This window comes from Streptomyces sp. NPDC045701 (assembly GCF_056432045.1).
This window is the reverse complement of record NZ_JBWKJV010000040.1, coordinates 1-16,617: the sequence shown is the minus strand read 5'-3', so window position 1 is coordinate 16,617 and position 16,617 is coordinate 1. Positions and strand designations below refer to the sequence as shown.

Annotated in this window: 14 protein-coding genes and 4 tRNA genes; 9 read left to right on the top strand and 9 right to left on the bottom strand. The window is 72.0% G+C overall.

Annotation, left to right across the window (positions count from 1 at the left end; translation table 11 throughout):
• The 3 genes from AC07DW_RS27995 to AC07DW_RS27985 form a co-directional block, all read right to left on the bottom strand.
• Nucleotides 1-1,735: DEAD/DEAH box helicase (locus AC07DW_RS27995; protein WP_478860454.1), on the bottom strand; the 1,735-nt coding region annotated here is incomplete at its 3' end.
• Nucleotides 1,736-2,283: 548 nt separating this feature from the next.
• On the bottom strand, nt 2,284-2,850 hold the full coding sequence (locus AC07DW_RS27990; RefSeq protein WP_478860453.1) for a hypothetical protein: 567 nt from the start codon (nt 2,848-2,850) through the stop codon (nt 2,284-2,286).
• Nucleotides 2,851-3,027: 177 nt separating this feature from the next.
• Nucleotides 3,028-3,378, bottom strand: a complete 351-nt coding sequence (locus tag AC07DW_RS27985; RefSeq protein ID WP_064072095.1) for a metallopeptidase family protein — start codon at nt 3,376-3,378, stop codon at nt 3,028-3,030.
• Nucleotides 3,379-3,437: 59 nt separating this feature from the next.
• Here AC07DW_RS27985 and AC07DW_RS27980 point away from each other — a divergent pair, with 59 nt between their 5' ends.
• The 4 genes from AC07DW_RS27980 (at nt 3,438) to AC07DW_RS27965 (ending at nt 5,466) form a co-directional block, all read left to right on the top strand.
• Nucleotides 3,438-5,102 carry a metallophosphoesterase family protein gene (locus AC07DW_RS27980; protein WP_478860452.1) on the top strand — a complete coding sequence of 555 codons (1,665 nt, stop codon included), beginning with the start codon at nt 3,438-3,440 and terminating at the stop codon, nt 5,100-5,102.
• Between the two features lie 81 nt (nt 5,103-5,183).
• A tRNA-Glu gene (locus tag AC07DW_RS27975) sits at nt 5,184-5,256 on the top strand.
• Between the two features lie 39 nt (nt 5,257-5,295).
• Nucleotides 5,296-5,370 (top strand) — tRNA-Asp (locus tag AC07DW_RS27970).
• A 22-nt stretch (nt 5,371-5,392) separates the two neighbouring features.
• Nucleotides 5,393-5,466 (top strand) — tRNA-Phe (locus tag AC07DW_RS27965).
• Nucleotides 5,467-5,603: 137 nt separating this feature from the next.
• Here the strand turns inward: AC07DW_RS27965 and AC07DW_RS27960 are convergent.
• The 3 genes from AC07DW_RS27960 to AC07DW_RS27950 form a co-directional block, all read right to left on the bottom strand.
• The gene (locus tag AC07DW_RS27960; RefSeq protein WP_478860451.1) at nt 5,604-6,428 is read right to left on the bottom strand and encodes a cytochrome c biogenesis CcdA family protein; all 825 of its coding nucleotides are present in this window, start codon (nt 6,426-6,428) and stop codon (nt 5,604-5,606) included.
• Nucleotides 6,425-7,132 (bottom strand): DsbA family protein, encoded by a 708-nt coding sequence (locus AC07DW_RS27955; RefSeq protein ID WP_478860450.1) that lies wholly within the window; start codon nt 7,130-7,132, stop codon nt 6,425-6,427. The genes AC07DW_RS27960 and AC07DW_RS27955 overlap by 4 nt, the downstream gene beginning before the upstream one ends.
• A gap of 61 nt (nt 7,133-7,193) precedes the next feature.
• Complete coding sequence (locus tag AC07DW_RS27950) at nt 7,194-7,667, bottom strand: hypothetical protein (protein ID WP_478860449.1); 474 nt, start codon at nt 7,665-7,667, stop codon at nt 7,194-7,196.
• A gap of 105 nt (nt 7,668-7,772) precedes the next feature.
• Here AC07DW_RS27950 and hrpA point away from each other — a divergent pair, with 105 nt between their 5' ends.
• The 3 genes from hrpA to AC07DW_RS27935 all read left to right on the top strand — a co-directional run bounded on the left by hrpA (nt 7,773) and on the right by AC07DW_RS27935 (nt 12,286).
• Nucleotides 7,773-11,735, top strand: a complete 3,963-nt coding sequence (gene hrpA, locus AC07DW_RS27945) for an ATP-dependent RNA helicase HrpA (RefSeq protein ID WP_478860448.1) — start codon at nt 7,773-7,775, stop codon at nt 11,733-11,735.
• A 122-nt stretch (nt 11,736-11,857) separates the two neighbouring features.
• Nucleotides 11,858-11,931: transfer RNA gene (locus AC07DW_RS27940), tRNA-Asp, on the top strand.
• Between the two features lie 130 nt (nt 11,932-12,061).
• Nucleotides 12,062-12,286, top strand: coding sequence for a DUF6274 family protein (locus AC07DW_RS27935; RefSeq protein ID WP_478860447.1), 225 nt, complete (start codon nt 12,062-12,064; stop codon nt 12,284-12,286).
• 266 nt (nt 12,287-12,552) lie between these two features.
• Here the strand turns inward: AC07DW_RS27935 and bldC are convergent, their stop codons facing one another.
• Nucleotides 12,553-12,759, bottom strand: a complete 207-nt coding sequence (gene bldC, locus AC07DW_RS27930) for a developmental transcriptional regulator BldC (protein ID WP_003949541.1) — start codon at nt 12,757-12,759, stop codon at nt 12,553-12,555.
• A 598-nt stretch (nt 12,760-13,357) separates the two neighbouring features.
• The gene (locus tag AC07DW_RS27925) at nt 13,358-14,203 is read right to left on the bottom strand and encodes a DUF8083 family protein (RefSeq protein WP_478860446.1); all 846 of its coding nucleotides are present in this window, start codon (nt 14,201-14,203) and stop codon (nt 13,358-13,360) included.
• Nucleotides 14,204-14,357: 154 nt separating this feature from the next.
• Between AC07DW_RS27925 and AC07DW_RS27920 the strand changes: the two genes are divergently transcribed.
• Nucleotides 14,358-15,440, top strand: coding sequence for a Leu/Phe/Val dehydrogenase (locus tag AC07DW_RS27920; RefSeq protein WP_478860445.1), 1,083 nt, complete (start codon nt 14,358-14,360; stop codon nt 15,438-15,440).
• Nucleotides 15,441-15,753: 313 nt separating this feature from the next.
• Nucleotides 15,754-16,014, top strand: coding sequence for a DUF3073 domain-containing protein (locus AC07DW_RS27915; RefSeq protein WP_126886811.1), 261 nt, complete (start codon nt 15,754-15,756; stop codon nt 16,012-16,014).
• Between the two features lie 57 nt (nt 16,015-16,071).
• Here the strand turns inward: AC07DW_RS27915 and AC07DW_RS27910 are convergent.
• Nucleotides 16,072-16,617: AIR synthase-related protein (locus AC07DW_RS27910; RefSeq protein WP_478860444.1), on the bottom strand; the 546-nt coding region annotated here is incomplete at its 5' end.

The window sequence follows — 16,617 nt, the reverse complement described above, 5'->3', positions numbered from 1 at the left end:
GACGGAAACCACCACGGTCGTTGTCGCGGCGGTCGTCGCGGCGCTCGAAGGAACGGCCACCGCGGTCGTCACGGTCGCGGCGCTCGTAACCGCCCCGGTCGTCACGGCGGTCGCGGCGCTCGTAGTTGCCCCGGTCGTCACGGCGGTCGCGGCGCTCGTACGAGGACGAGCGCTCGTCGCGGGAGTCCTGCGCCGGCTGCGCCGGTACGGACGCGACCGCGGCCTGCACCTCGGCCTCGGCGGCCTCGGCCACCTCGGCGACGGCGGCCTCCGGGTCCTCGCCCCGCTCACGGGCGGCACGGGCGATCAGGCGGTCGGCCTCCTCGCGCAGCTCGACGGCACGGCGCTGGAGCCGCTCCAGCTCCTTGGTGAGGTCGGCGACCTCGCGCTCGGCCTGCTTGGCGGCGTTGTTCGCGGAGTCGGCCTGCACCTCGGTCAGCGACCGGGCGCCGGTGATCTCGGCGACCTCCGGGTCGAACGCCCCGGCACCGCCGACGATGTGGCGCGTGGCGTCGACGCCCGCGTCCTCCATGAGGCGGAAGATCTGGCGCCGCTGGTGCGGCAGGGCCAGCGACACGACCACGCCGGACTTGCCGGCGCGGGCGGTACGGCCCGAGCGGTGCAGGTAGTCCTTGTGGTCGCCGGCCGGGTCCACGTTCAGGACCAGGTCGATGCCGTCGACGTGGATGCCGCGGGCGGCGACGTCGGTGGCGACGAGGGCGTTGACGTAGCCCTTCTTGAAGTCCTCCAGGACCCGCGTACGCGCGCCCTGCGTCATGCCGCCGTGCAGCGCGTCGGCCTTGACGCCGGTGTCCTGCAGCTGCTCGGCGATGCGGTCGGCGCCCAGCTGGGTGCGGACGAAGATGATGGTGCGGCCCTTGCGGGCGGCGATCGCGGCGGTGACCGGCGCCTTGTCCTTGGGCTTCACGACCAGGACGTGGTGGGTCATGGTCGTGACGTTGCCCTGGGCGCTGTCGACCTCGTGGACGACCGGGTCGGTCAGGTAGCGCTTGACGAGCGTCGCGATCTCGTTCTCCATCGTCGCGGAGAAGAGCAGGCGCTGGCCGCCGGCCGGCACCTGGTCGAGCAGCTCGGTGACCTCGGGCATGAAGCCCAGGTCGGCCATCTGGTCGGCCTCGTCGAGGACCGCGACCTTCACGGCCTCCAGCGAGCAGGCGCCGCGGTTGATGATGTCGCGCAGGCGGCCCGGGGTGGCGACGAGGACGTCGACGCCGCGCTCCAGGGCGTAGATCTGGTTGCCCATCGACGTACCGCCGCAGACGACCTTCATCTTGAGGCCGAGGACGTCGCCGTACGGCTGGAGGGCGTCCGCGACCTGCATCGCGAGCTCACGGGTCGGGGTGAGGATGACGCCGCGGGGCTTCTTCTTGTCGGTGTGGCCGCCGGCCAGGGTGGCCAGCATGGGCAGACCGAAGGAGAGGGTCTTGCCGGAGCCGGTGCGGCCGCGGCCGAGGATGTCCTTGCCGGCCAGGGCGTCCGGGATGGTCGCGGCCTGGATCGGGAAGGGGGTGGTCACGCCGTTCTGCGCGAGCTTGCGGACGATGCCCTCGGGCAGGCCCAGGTCGCCGAAGGTGAGCTCGGGCTCGGCGGCGGTCCGCTGCTCGGGGGAGTCCTGCTCGGGGGACTCGACGGCCTCGTCCTCGAGAGCGACGACGCTCTCGTCGAGGTCGGCGTTCTCGGGCATGACGGCGTGGTCAGAACTGGAAATGGACATACGAAATGCGAAACCTTCCGGAGTCTCGGCACGCGCCCGTCAACTCCGTGTTTCGCATTTCGACCGCCTCGATGCGGTCAGCCACGGCAAGGGAGAGTACGCGCCACACGCGGCGCTCTCGGTAGTGGCGCCGGGCAAAGGGGAACATGGGATCAAACGATCTACCACCATACGCACTCTCCCCCACTCAGCGCAAACCGGCCTGCGCCACTCGGACTGTGACGTCCGCCCCGGCCCCGCCCGAAACCCCGCCCCAGCCGTCCGGACCCCCGCCCGAGCGCCCGCTCCGCGCCCTCGGTCCGCCGCGCCCTTGGACCGACCCGGCCGCACCCGGACGCACGTCGCGACCAGGCCCGCCACCGCCTCCCACCCGCCCCGGCCCGTGCGCGCCCCGCCGCAAGGTCCCGACCAGGGGCAGCCGGAGGAACGCCCACCCCATGACCGCCGCGCCGCCGCGGGGCGCCGTCCCGGTTCGCGTACGCCCGGTGACCGGCCGGGCGCGTACGCCAGGCCCACCCGGGGCATGCCACACGCGCCCGGCGGCGGCCTCACGCTGGAGCGGCCTGGGGCGAGGCGACCGGTTCCGCCACGAAGTCCGCCCGGCGCGGGTCCGGCGCCCGGAGCGACTGCGTACGGGTGTCGGCGGCCGGCGACGCGGACGGGGGGTCCGACGGGTCCGGGCTCGGCTCGGCCGGCGGGGTCGGCGTGGGCGTCGGCGGCGGGGGCTCCGTCGGTTCCGGCTGCTGCGGCGGCGGCTGGCTCGGCGAGGCCCCGCCGCCACCGGCCGCGCCGCCGCCTCCGCCCGTACCCCCGCCACCGGACGGCGAGGGGGCGGGCGGCTGCGCCGGCCGCGCCCCGGGCTTCCCGTCCGCCGGCGGCTTCGCCGACGGCTTGCCCGACGGCTTCGCCGGCCGTGGCGCGCCGCTCGGCTCCGGCGACGCCCCGTCCTCCTCGCCCGGCGCGCCACCCGCCTGACCCTGCGCGCCGGGACCGGTCCGCACCTCGTGCAGTCCGCCCGGTGCGTCGACGACGCCGTCCGGCTCCGCCGCAGCGGCCCCCGACGGACCGGCGGACCTGGCCGGACCCGGCTTCGCGTCCTCGTCGGAAACGCTCATGCAGCCGCTGACGGAGCCTGCGGAGGCCGCTACCGCCAGCGCGGTGACGGCCCATCGGACGGGGGCGGGCAGTTGGCGCACGAGGGCACCTCCATGGGTGCGGGACGGGGTTTCCCTGCCCAACTCCCCAGGCCCCACAAGGACACGCCCGCCCCGGTGCCCGGCTCGCCGCGACCGTCAGCCGTACCCGAGCTCGTGCAGCCGCTCGTCGTCGATGCCGAAGTGGTGGGCGATCTCGTGCACCACGGTCACCTCCGTCTCGGCGACCACGTCCTCCCGCGAGTCGCACATCCGCAGCGTCGGCCCCCGGTAGATGGTGATCCGGTCGGGCAGCACGCCCGCGTACCACTCGCCCCGGTCGGTCAGCGGGGTGCCCTCGTACAGCCCCAGCAGGTCCGGGTCGTCCGGCGACGGCTCGTCCTCCACGAACACCGCGACGTTGTCCATCAGCCGCGTCAGCTCCGGCGGGATCCTGTCCAGCGCCTCGGCGACCAGTTCCTCGAACTCCTCGCGTGTCATCTCCAGCACGCGGCCATTGTCCCGGATGGCCGGGCATAGTGACCCGTCCACTTGGGCATACGGCGCCCATGGCCGCCCGAGCTGCCCTTCGCACCACCCACGCCCGCCTGCTGCGGCACTACCGCTCCCGCCGCTCAGCCCCCACATCCGCCCTGGTCCACGCCCCTCACCCGTATGCCCGCGCCTTCGGTCTGGTCTGCGTGGTCCTGCTCGGCGCGTGGCTGGGCCTCCTGATCGTCGGCAGCGTCCGTACGCCGGTGGGGCCGATGGACACGAGCATGACCCTGCGGCCCTCCCTGAATGGCGGAACGAAGATCAACGTCTCGCCGCTGGGCGCCCTGGAGCTGGACTCGCACACCGCGCCCATCCGCCTCGACGTGGACGTCGACCAGCTCGACCCGGTCCGCGCCCAGGCGCTCGTCGAACACCCCGAACGGATCACCGGCCTCCAGGACGAGATCACCCAGGACGTCGCCGACGGCACCCGCGACCTGGCCCTGCGCTCCTGCGTCGCCGTCGTCTCCGGCGCCACCGCCCTCGGCCTCGCCGTCTACCGCCGCCCCCGCCGCGCCCTCGCGGCCGGTGGCCTGGCGCTCGCGCTGCTGGGAGCCGCCGGCGTGTCCGCGTACGCCACGTGGAACCCCAAGTCCGTGCTGGAACCCAAGTTCTCCGGGCTCCTGTCGTCCGCGCCCTCCGTGGTCGGCAACGCCCGCTCGATCGTCAGTGAGTTCGACGTCTACCAGAAGGAACTCGCCCGGCTGGTCACCAATGTGACGAAGCTGTACGACGCCGCCTCCACCCTCCCCACCTACCAGCCCGACCCGGGCACCATGCGCGTCCTGCACGTCTCCGACATCCACCTGAACCCGGCCGCCTGGGAGATCATCCGCTCGCTCGTCGAGCAGTACCGGATCGACGTGATCATCGACTCGGGCGACACCATGGACCACGGCACCGCCGCCGAGAACGGCTTCCTCGACCCGATCAGCGACCTCGGCGCCCCCTACGTCTGGGTGCGCGGCAACCACGACTCGCAGGTCACCCAGCGGTACCTGGAGGGTCTGCGGAACGTCCACGTCCTCGACGAGGGCCGCGCCGTCACCGTCGCCGGCCTCCGGGTGGCCGGCACCGGTGACCCGCAGTTCACGCCGGACCGCTCGGTGCTGGCGGCCGGCGACGACGCCGAGCGGGCGGCGGGCGCCCGGCTGGCCGCCGCGCTGGGGGCGCAGGCGCGGGCGGGTACGCCCGCCGACATCGCGGTCGCCCACAACCCGGTGGCCGCCCAGGAGACCGACGGCCGGGTTCCGCTGGTGCTGGCCGGCCACGTCCACCGCCGGGTGAACAAGCTCCTGCCGGACGGCACCCGCCTCAAGATCGAGGGCTCCACCGGCGGTGGCGGCCTGCGCGCCCTGGAGAAGGACGAGCCGGAGAAGGTCCACGCCTCCGTCCTCTACCTGGACCGCGACACCCGCCGCCTCCAGGCGTGGGACGAGATCACCCTGGGCGGGCTGGGCCTGACGACCGCCGAGGTGAGCCGCCACGTCCCGGAGGAGAACCCGCAGGCCACCCCCTCGGGAACGCCCGCCGGAAACCCTGCCGGAACGTCCTCCGAAAACCCCTCCCGAACCCCCTCCGGCGACCCGACCGACAACCCCTCCGCGACACCGTCCGCGAAGCCCGCCGGTCCCCCCGCCCCGCCCGTCCGCAGGCCCTCCCCGGCCCGTTCCCCGTAACCGTTTTGGCGAACGGTCCCCGCATCCCATATGCTTCTCACGTCCCCGACGCGCTGACGAAGCGCCCAGGCGGGCCTCTTAGCCCTCATCGTCTAGTGGCCCAGGACGCCGCCCTTTCAAGGCGGTAGCACGGGTTCGAATCCCGTTGGGGGCACGCATCACCATGTGCGAGACTAGTGCTCGCACATTGCTTGGTCCTGTGGAGCAGTTTGGAGTGCTCGCCACCCTGTCAAGGTGGAGGCCGCGGGTTCAAATCCCGTCAGGACCGCTGCGGCTCGAAAGAGCCGCGTGGCTGGGTAGCTCAGTTGGTACGAGCGTCCGCCTGAAAAGCGGAAGGTCGCCGGTTCGACCCCGGCCCCAGCCACCGCCACGAAGGCCCCGTCTCCGGACGGGGCCTTCGTCGTTCGCCGCGCATCCCCCGCGCCGTGCCGCGCGATCCCGCCGCGACCCGCCGCGCTCCCGGAGCCGGCCGGGCGCGGCGGGGGCGCCGGGACGGGCCGGTCAGGTTCGCGCGCGGCCGCGCCAGCCGCGGACGCCGAGCGTGACGGCGACCACCGCGACAACCGCGACGAGCAGGGCCCAGTCCGGGACCGCGCGGCCGAGGCTCGCGGCCCACTTCTCCACCGCGTACGAGTCGTCGACGGACAGCGGCCCCGGCAGGGCGGTCGTGCCGTCGAAGGCGAGGAACAGCGCGCCAAGCGTCACGAAGAACAGGCCCGACAGCAGCGACGTGCTGTGCAGCTCGAAGCGGCCCGCCCGCAGCGCGCGGCCCCGGAGCGGGCCGCGCCGCCCCAGGTCGTAGCGGTCCCAGAGCAGGGCCAGCACGAACAGCGGCACGGCCATGCCGAGGGCGTACACGGCCAGCAGCAGGCCCCCGTACGCGGGGCTCCCGCTGAGCGCCGCCACCGTCAGCACACTGCCCAGGATCGGCCCCGCGCAGAACCCGGCCAGCCCGTAGACCAGGCCCAGGGCGTACACCGAGAGCGCCGACACCGGGCGGATCCGGCCGCTCACCTCGGCGATCCGGCGGGAAGCGAAACCCAGGCCCAGGATCTGCGCCACGCCGAGCGCGACGATCGCCCAGCCGCCCACGGCCACCAGCAGGTCCCGGTGGCCGTAGAAGAGGCGGCCCGCGTAGGACCCGGCCGCGCCCAGCGGGACGAGGGTGGTGGCGAGCCCGGCGTAGAAGATCCCGGTGCGGGCGAGCAGCCGGGCGCGGGTGTCGATCGAGTACGCGAAGAACGCGGGCAGCAGCAGGGCGCTGCACGGGCTCAGGAGCGCGAGGAGGCCGCCGAGGAAGGCGGCCAGGTAGCCGATGTCCGTCATCGCCCGGCCTCCCTCTTCGCCGCCTCGATCGCGGCCGTGAACGTCTCCATGGGCTGTGCGCCCGCGATGGGCCGGCCGTTCACCAGGAACGAGGGGGTGGACGTGGCGCCGAGCGCGTACGCCTGCTCCTGGTCCGCGGCCACCGCCTCCCGCGCCGCCGCGCTGTCCAGGTCGCGGCCGAAGCGGTCCAGGTCGGGGACGCCCGCCGTCCGCGCGAGGGCGGTCACCCGCTCCTCGCCGAAGCCCTGCTCCTTGGCGCCCTCGGCGTACGCGGCCTTGTGGAACTGCCAGAACCGCCCCTGCCGCCCGGCGGCCCAGGCGGCGCGGGCCGCCCGCTCGGACTCCTCGCCGAAGATCGGGAAGTTGCGCCACTCGATGCGCAGGGTGCCCTCGCGGACGTACTTCTCGATGAGTTCCGGCTCGGTCTCGCGGGCGAACTTCCCGCAGTAGCCGCACTTGAAGTCGGCGTATTCGATCAGTACGACGGGGGCGTCGGCGCGGCCGGCCGCGAGCGGGTCCCCGGCGTCGCGCCTGGCGTACTTCTCCAGCTCGGGGTGGACGCCGTCCCGGGGCCCCGCGGACGACTCGGCGACGACGGACGGCGAGGGCTCGGCCGGCTTGGTGGCGGTGTACGAGACGACGCCGAGCAGCGCGGCCGCGGCGACGACACCCGCGCCGATGAGGTAGGGCGTGGACTTGGGCATGGTGGGACTCCTGAGCGCAGGGGGAAGTGACCGGCGGGCGGTGCGGGGGCGGGCGCGCCGGCTATACGCGCAGGATCGACAGGTCCAGGGGGGAGGGCGCCACGAGGGGCGGCGGGCCCCGGTCCGGCCGGACCCGCGGGGCCGTCCCGTCCGGGCCCCACGCGCCGGGCGCGGCGCGTGCGACGTGGAGGGCGGGCAGCAGTTCGCTGAGCGAGCAGGGGCGGGGCGGCACGGCGGGCGCGAGGCCGCCCTCCTCGTCGGAGGAGCCGCACCCGGGCGCCCGGCCGGGACCCGGCCCGGCGCCGTCGGCGGAAACGCCCGTGCCCGCGACGTCGGCGTCCGAGGAAGCGCCCGCGACGTCCTCGGACACGCCCGCCCCCGCTCCGTCCTCGGCGCCGGCGGCCATGAGGGCCGCACCGGCCCCCGGCCCGACACCGGCGGCCGGACCCGCGCCCGGACCGCACATCAGCAGCGCCCCCACCAGCACGAGCACGGTGGCCGCGACGCGGCACCACCGGCTGCCGGCACAGGGCACGGGGGCACCGCCTTCCAAGATCGTCCGGGGTCTTCGACTCGCCGGAAATGGTACGGGGAAATCGGTTCGCCACTCCGTCGCCCCGAGTGAGATCCTGGGTCAGGTATGTCTACTTCCTTCGCCGACCTCCAGACCCTGCTGGCCGAGGTCTCGCTGCGCGACGCGCACCGGCTCGGCCGCCGTCTCGAAGGCGCCCGCCGCATCCGCAAGCCCGAAGCCCGGCAGGCCGTGCTGGACGAGATCGCCGCCGAGGCCGGGAAGGCCGCTGCCCGGACCGCCCAGCGCGCGGCCCGGGTGCCGGAGGTCACGTACCCCGAACAGCTGCCGGTCAGCCAGAAGAAGGACGACATCCTGGAGGCGATACGCGACCACCAGGTCGTGATCGTCGCGGGTGAGACGGGGTCCGGCAAGACCACCCAGATCCCGAAGATCTGCCTGGAGCTGGGGCGCGGCGTCCGGGGCATGATCGGCCATACGCAGCCGAGGAGGATCGCCGCCCGCACGGTCGCCGAACGCGTCGCGGACGAGCTGAAGACCCCGTTGGGCGAGGCGGTCGGCTGGAAGGTCCGCTTCACCGACCAGGTGAACCCGGACGCCACCTTCGTGAAGCTGATGACGGACGGCATCCTGCTCGCGGAGATCCAGACGGACCGCGAGCTGCGCGCCTACGACACGATCATCATCGACGAGGCTCACGAGCGCAGCCTCAACATCGACTTCCTCCTCGGCTACCTGGCCCAGCTGCTTCCCAAGCGCCCCGACCTCAAGGTCGTGATCACCTCCGCGACCATCGACCCCGAGCGCTTCTCCCGCCACTTCGGCGACGCGCCGATCGTCGAGGTCTCCGGCCGTACGTACCCCGTCGAGGTGCGCTACCGCCCGCTCCTGGAGGAGGACTCCGAGGAGTCCGACCGCGACCAGATCACCGCCATCTGCGACGCCGTCGACGAGCTCCAGGCCGAGGGGCCGGGCGACATCCTGGTCTTCCTCTCCGGCGAGCGCGAGATCCGCGACACGGCGGACGCACTGGTCAAGAAGAAGCTGCGCAACACGGAGGTCCTGCCCCTCTACGCCCGCCTCTCGCACGCCGAGCAGCACCGCGTCTTCCAGGCCCACTCGGGCCGCCGGATCGTCCTCGCGACGAACGTCGCCGAGACGTCCCTGACGGTCCCCGGGATCAAGTACGTCATCGATCCGGGCACCGCCCGCATCTCCCGCTACAGCCACCGCACCAAGGTGCAGCGCCTGCCGATCGAGCGGATCAGCCAGGCCAGCGCCAACCAGCGCAAGGGCCGCTGCGGCCGTACGTCGGACGGCATCTGCGTCCGGTTGTACGACGAGGAGGACTTCCTCGCCCGCCCCGAGTTCACGGACGCCGAGATCCTCCGGACGAACCTGGCGTCGGTCATCCTCCAGATGACGGCGGCCGGGCTCGGCGACATCGAGAAGTTCCCCTTCATCGACCCGCCGGACCACCGCAACATCCGCGACGGCGTGCAGCTCCTCCAGGAGCTGGGCGCGATCGACCCGGCCCAGAAGGATCCGAAGAAGCGCCTCACCGAGGCGGGCCGCAAGCTGGCCCAGCTGCCGGTGGACCCGCGCCTGGCCCGGATGGTGCTGGAGGCCGACAAGAACGGCTGCGCCCGCGAGGTCATGGTGATCGCGGCGGCCCTGTCGATCCAGGACCCGCGCGAGCGGCCGGCCGAGAAGCAGGCGCAGGCCGACCAGCAGCACGCCCGCTTCAAGGACGAGACGTCCGACTTCCTGGCCTTCCTGAACCTCTGGCGCTACATCCGCGAGCAGCAGAAGGCGCTGTCGTCGTCCGCCTTCCGCCGGATGTGCAAGTCGGAGTACCTCAACTACCTGCGCATCCGCGAATGGCAGGACATCTATACGCAGTTGCGCACGGTCGCCAAGCAGATGGGCATCCACCTCAACGACGAGGACGCCCCCGAGGACCGCGTCCATGTCTCGCTGCTCGCCGGGCTCCTCTCCCACATCGGTATGAAGGACGTGAAGGACGCCGGGGGCGACGGCGGGCGGAACACGGGGAAGAACGAGTACCTGGGCGCCCGCAGCGCCAAGTTCGCGATCTTCCCCGGTTCGGCGCTGTTCAAGAAGCCGCCGCGCTTCATCATGTCCGCCGAGCTGGTGGAGACCTCCCGCCTGTGGGCGCGGGTGAACGCGAAGATCGAGCCCGAGTGGATCGAGCCGCTGGCCGGGCACCTGCTGAAGCGCACCTACTCCGAGCCGCACTGGGAGAAGGACCAGGCGGCGGTGATGGCGTACGAGAAGGTCACGCTGTACGGCGTACCGATCGTCGCCCAGCGCAAGGTCAACTACGGGCGCATCGACCCCGAGGTCAGCCGGGAGCTGTTCATCCGGAACGCCCTCGTGGAGGGCGACTGGCGGACGCACCACAAGTTCTTCGCGGACAACCGCAAGCTGCTCACCGAGGTCGAGGAGCTGGAGCACCGGGCCCGGCGCCGCGACATCCTCGTGGACGACGAGACGCTGTTCGACTTCTACGACCAGCGGGTGCCCGAACACGTGGTGTCCGGCGCCCACTTCGACTCATGGTGGAAGCACAAGCGCCACGAGGAGCCGGACCTGCTCGACTTCGAGCGCGAGATGCTCATCAACGAGAAGGCGGGCGCGGTCACCAAGGCCGACTACCCCGACTCGTGGCGGCAGGGCGCGCTGAAGTTCCGGGTGACGTACCAGTTCGAGCCGGGCGCGGACGCGGACGGCGTGACCGTCCACGTCCCGCTCCAGGTCCTGAACCAGGTGACGGACGAGGGCTTCGACTGGCAGATCCCGGGACTGCGCGCGGAGGTCGTCACGGAGCTGATCCGCTCGCTGCCGAAGCCGGTGCGCCGTCACTACGTCCCGGCGCCGGACTACGCCAGGAAGTTCCTGGAGCGGGCGACGCCGTCGCAGGAGCCGCTGACGGTGACGCTCGCGCGCGAGCTCCGGCGGATGGTGGGCGTCCCGGTGGACGCGGACGACTTCGACCTCTCCCGGATCCCCGACCACCTGAAGATCACCTTCCGGATCGTCGACGAACGGCGCCGCAAGCTGGCCGAGGACAAGGATCTGGAGGCCCTGAAGCTCCGACTGCGGCCGAAGGCCCGTCAGGCGCTGTCCAAGGCCGCCCAGGCCGCCACGGCGGGCCCCTCGGGCTCCGGCCAGGCGCTGGAGCGCACGGGCCTGACGGACTGGACGATCGGCACCCTCACGAAGGTCTTCGAGACCCGCCGCGCGGGCCAGCCGGTCAAGGCGTACCCCGCGCTCGTGGACGCGGGCGACACCGTGTCCGTACGGCTCTTCGACACGGAGGCCGAGCAGACGCAGGCGATGTGGCGCGGCACCCGCAGGCTGATCATGCTGAACATCCCGGTGAATCCGGCCAAGTTCGCCTCCGACCGGCTGACGAACCAGCAGAAGCTCGCCCTCTCCCGCAATCCGCACGGCTCGGTGCAGGCGCTGTTCGAGGACTGCGCGACCGCCGCCGCCGACCGGCTGATCGCCGACCACGGCGGCCCGGCGTGGGACGAGGAGTCGTTCAGGAAGCTGTACGACAAGGTCCGCGCCGACCTCGTCGAGCTGACGATCCGCACGGTGGACCAGGTGCAGCAGATCCTGGCGGCCTGGCAGGCCTGTGAGCGCCGTCTGAAGGCCACGAACAGCCTGGTGCTGGTGAACAACGTCCAGGACGTACGGGAGCAGCTGGCGGCCCTCGTGCCGCCCGGCTTCGTGACCCGGACGGGGCTGCGGCGCCTGCCGGACCTGATGCGCTACCTGGTGGCGGTGGACCGGCGGCTCCAGCAGATGCCCACGTCGGTCCAGCGCGACACCACGCGCATGGAGAAGGTCCACGAGATGCAGGACGAGTACGCCTGGCTGCTGGAGCAGATGCCCAAGGGGCGGCCCGTGCCGCAGGAGGTCCTGGACATCCGCTGGATGATCGAGGAGCTGAGGGTCAGCTACTTCGCCCACGCGTTGGGCACGGCGTTCCCGGTTTCCGACAAGCGGATCGTGAAGGCGATCGACGCCGCGGCACCCTGACCCCGAGGTCCGCGTCCGGGCCCCGGAGGCCGTGTCGGGGCCGTCGCCTTCAGTGAGTTCGACCGGACCCTCTGACCTGCTGTACAGTGTGATTCGCAGCCGCGCAGTCGGCCGCGAGTCAAGGTCCTGTGGAGCAGTTGGTTAGCTCGCCACCCTGTCAAGGTGGAGGTCGCGGGTTCAAGTCCCGTCAGGATCGCAGCAGAAGGAACAGAAGGGCCCGTATCCCCCAGGGATACGGGCCCTTCTGTCATGCGCCTTGACGCCGGCATCCACCGCCGGTACCCAAGCAACAGGGAATCGGGGGCCCTTCACCGGAGGTGACGCGCATGGCGGCGGCATCCACAGCCAGGCACGAGACCCGCGCACTGCTCCGCGCCCATCTGGCGGCCGCGTCCGGCTACCGCCACATCACCCGGCACTGCCCCGTCTGCCACCGCCTCCTGCGGCTGGCCATGGAGTACCCGGACACGGCCGACGAGGGCCGGGAGGGCGCCGAGAACGCGGCCCGGGAGGAGCCGGCGGACCCGGCCGACGACACCGGAAGAGTGTGACGCGAGTCACGAAATGAGTTTTGAAAACCCCTCAACTTACACCCTCCCTACAACCACCCGATTTAATATGTGCAATTGCACCCTCACGGAGGGCCTCCTCGGGACGCCGAGCCGGCGGGCCCCGGGGGCACAAAAAAATCGCGCTGGACCCGGCGGAGTCCAGCGCGATCGATGACATGGGCCCGTTGGGGCGGGCTCAGGCCGGTGGAGCTAGGGGTGGGCGTACCGGGTTGGGGGACCCGGAAATGCCCGGTTCATCAGGGTGTTCAGGCCTCGCTGCGCTGCTGCGGAATGCCCGCGAGCAGTGCGCGGACCTCTGCCTCGCGGTACCGGCGGTGTCCACCGAGCGTTCGGATGGACGTGAGCTTGCCCGCCTTTGCCCAGCGGGTCACCGTCTTCGGGTCCACGCGGAACATCGTGGCAACCTCAGCGGGGGTCAGCAGCGGCTCGGCATCAGGGGTGCGAGCGGTCATGAGCGGCCTCCTCGGGAGAACCGAACCATCTCGGTTCTTTCCTCTAAATTCTGCACCTTGACCCGCGTTGCCCGAAATGGCGGACGCGAGCCGAGTCGGTTATAGGACGAACGGCTTGTCCTCGGCACTACAACTACACCATCTGTCCAGCCACGTTCGGCCAAACCGATGGAATTGCCCTCTCAGGTGTTCATCAGCGGCGGAAGCCGATGGACCATGCCATAGCGGACAGTCACGTCACAGTGACGATCAGTCACAGAGCGATCAGGAGTCAACAGACCCCCCATAGCGTGCAATGCTGAGCCTTCCGCCCATACGCGGACGGAAGGAGCCCTCCCCGGACTCCTTGTCCTATTTTGGCATGAGGTCGGGCGATGGGCGCAAGAGCCCAGTTAGTGCTATCCGTCACGCTTGACACAAAGGCCCGGATCGGGACCAACGGCCCCCGGACGCACCCCCCGCGTCCCGGAGCGCGACCCGGTGAGTCCCCCGGAGCGAGATCATGCGGCAGATCGGCCGCGAGATCCATAGCCGGCAGCGACCGCCCGGGACCGGACGGACCGGATCCGCGGCCGGCCCTCAGCCCAAGATCATCATTTCAGTTGGCGTGCTGGAGGTTCCGCACCGCGCGCCACCGCTCGGTGAGCCGCTCGTACGCCTCCCCGGCTCCCGCCCCGTCCCCGGCCCGCAGCGCCGCCAGGCCGGCCGCCACGTCCGCCGCGGACCGGTCGTCGGCCAGGGACTCCTGCCCCAGGGCGTGCACCAGGCCCCCGTAGTCGAGCTCCACCAGCGAGCGCGGGTGGAACTCCTCCAGCCACCGCCCCACGTCCACCAGGCCCTCGGACAGCGGCCCCTCGTCCAGCGACTCGCGCAGCGTCTTCAGCGCCCGCGCCACCCGCCGCCGCGCCTGCACCATCGGCGTCCGGTAGCGCAGCACCGGCGCCTTGCCGGGGCCGCCGGACGCGACGTACTCCCGCTCCTCGTCCGCGAACAGGGCGAACCACCGCACCGGGACCTGCCACAGCGCCGTGCGGATCCAGGGCCGGGCGTCCGGGTTCCGCTCCCGCCACCGCTCGCGGTCCGCCTCGGCCTGCTCCCGCACCACCGGCGGCAGCGCGGCGTCCAGCACCGCCGGCGGCAGCGCGCCCGCCAGGTCCTCCAGGGCCAGCCACCCGCGCAGCCGCGTCCGCCAGGGGCACACGCACACCACGCCGTCCACCTCCAGCACGAAGGCGTCGGCGCTCTCGTGCACGGGCACCGCGACCGGCGGGGTGGCCAGCAGGCCCGCCAGCGACCGGCGCAGCTCGTCCTGGGCGGTCGGGGAGGTGCCGCGGCGCGCGTAGCGGGCCCAGTGGCCGCGCTCCGGCTCCGGGAAGGCCGCCAGCGGTTCGTACACCCGCAAGTAGGACGCGTACGGCACGAGGACCGAGGAGACGGCTGGCATGTCACGAATCCTTCCACGCCCGTACTCCGCGAGGGGGTGATCCGAGGCACTCGCTCTCCGCTACGCGCAGGTAGGACTTACCCTCTTGCCGTCAAGGTCCTCCCCCACCCACAGGAGGGCCTCATCCGCCGCTTCGTACTTGGGAGTCACCACCGTGACCGATGTGACCGACGGCGTCCTGCACACCCTGTTCCGATCGGAGCAGGGAGGCCACGAACAAGTCGTGCTGTGCCAGGACCGCGCCTCCGGCCTGAAGGCCGTCATCGCCATCCACTCGACCGCCCTGGGCCCGGCCCTCGGCGGTACCCGCTTCTACCCGTACGCCTCCGAGGAAGACGCCGTCACCGACGCGCTGAACCTGTCCCGGGGCATGTCGTACAAGAACGCCTTGGCCGGTCTGGAGCACGGCGGTGGCAAGGCCGTGATCATCGGTGACCCGGAGCTGATCAAGACCGAGGAGCTGCTGCTGGCCTACGGCCGGTTCGTGGCCTCGCTCGGCGGCCGGTACGTGACGGCCTGCGACGTCGGCACCTACGTCGCCGACATGGACGTCGTCGCCCGGGAGAACCGCTGGACCACCGGCCGCTCCCCCGAGAACGGCGGCGCCGGCGACTCCTCCGTCCTCACCGCGTACGGCGTCTTCCAGGGCATGCGCGCCTCCGCGCAGCACGCCTGGGGCGACCCCACGCTGCGCGGCCGCAAGGTCGGCGTCGCGGGTGTCGGCAAGGTCGGCCACTACCTGGTGGAGCACCTGCTCGAGGACGGCGCCGAGGTCGTCATCACGGATGTGCGGGAGGAGTCGGTGCGCCGGATCACCGACAAGTTCCCGCAGGTGACCGTGGTCGCGGACACCGACGCGCTGATCCGCACCGAGGGCCTGGACGTCTACGCCCCGTGCGCCCTCGGCGGTGCGCTTAACGACGACACCGTGCCCGTACTGACCGCGAAGGTGGTGTGCGGTGCGGCCAACAACCAGCTCGCGCACCCGGGCGTCGAGAAGGACATCGAGGACCGCGGGATCCTCTACGCGCCCGACTACGTCGTCAACGCCGGTGGCGTGATCCAGGTGGCCGACGAGCTGCACGGGTTCGACTTCGACCGCTGCAAGGCCAAGGCGTCGAAGATCTTCGACACCACGCTGGCAATATTCGCACGTGCGAAGGAAGACGGGATTCCGCCGGCTGCGGCGGCCGACCGGATCGCCGAGCAGCGCATGGCGGAGGCGCGCCGCCGGTAGCTGCGGACGAGCCGTGGCCGGCAGCAGCGACCCGCCGGCCGGGCCGGCCGTGTCCCCCGCAGGGAGACATGGCTCACGCCGGTCGGCGGGTCGACTGCCGAGAAGAGGTTAAAATCGCAGCTGACCAGCGAGGACGGGGCTCCTCGTCGGTCCTGTTCCGGGGCGCGTCATGCGGTCGGCGTACCGTATGGCCGCGGAAGCAGGTACCGTTGAAGCCCTACGGGCCGGTCTCTCCGCGGAGAGTCCGTTCCGACTCATGAACGCGTGTCAAGACTCTGGGGCCGTCGAGCCCCGTCACCGAGGGGGTCGAGCCATGGGGCGCGGCCGGGCCAAGGCCAAGCAGACGAAGGTCGCCCGCCAGCTGAAGTACAACAGCGGCGGGACAGACCTGTCGCGTCTGGCCAGTGAGCTGGGCGCTTCTACTCCGCAACCGCTCTCGCAGCCGCCGAATGGCGAGCCGTTCGAGGACGACGACGAGGAAGACGACCCGTACGCCCGCTATGCGGAGCTGTACAACGACGACGATGACGAGGACGAGGAATCCGGTCCGTCGTCCCAGCGTCGCGGTGCTTGACGCCTGAACTCATTCAGACCCGGTCCGGGGCCCGCCCCGGACCGGGTTCTGTGCTGCTCAGGCGGAGTAGTCGCCGACCAGTTCGGCGCCGGTGGTGTGGGCGCCGCGGTCGGTGATCTCGCCGGCGACCCAGGCGTCCAGGCCCCGGTCCGCGAGGGTGGTCAGCGCCACGCCGACCGACCCGGCCGGCACCACGGCCATCATGCCCACACCCATGTTCAGCGTCTTCTCCAGCTCCGGGCGCTCCACCCGGCCGGCCGTACCCACCAGGTCGAACACCGCGCCCGGCGCCCACGTCGACCGGTCGACCCGGGCGTGCAGCCCCTCGGGGATCACCCGCGCCAGGTTCGCCGCCAGACCACCACCGGTGATGTGACTGAAGGCGTGCACATCGGTCGTGCGGGTCAGCGCCAGGCAGTCCAGCGAGTAGATCCGGGTGGGCTCCAGCAGCTCCTCCCCCAGCGTCCGCCCCAGCTCCTCCACCCGCTGCTCCAGGCGCATACCCGCCCGGTCGAACAGCACATGGCGCACCAGCGAGTACCCGTTGGAGTGAAGGCCGGAGGACGCCATCGCGATCACCGCGTCCCCCGTACGGATCCGCTC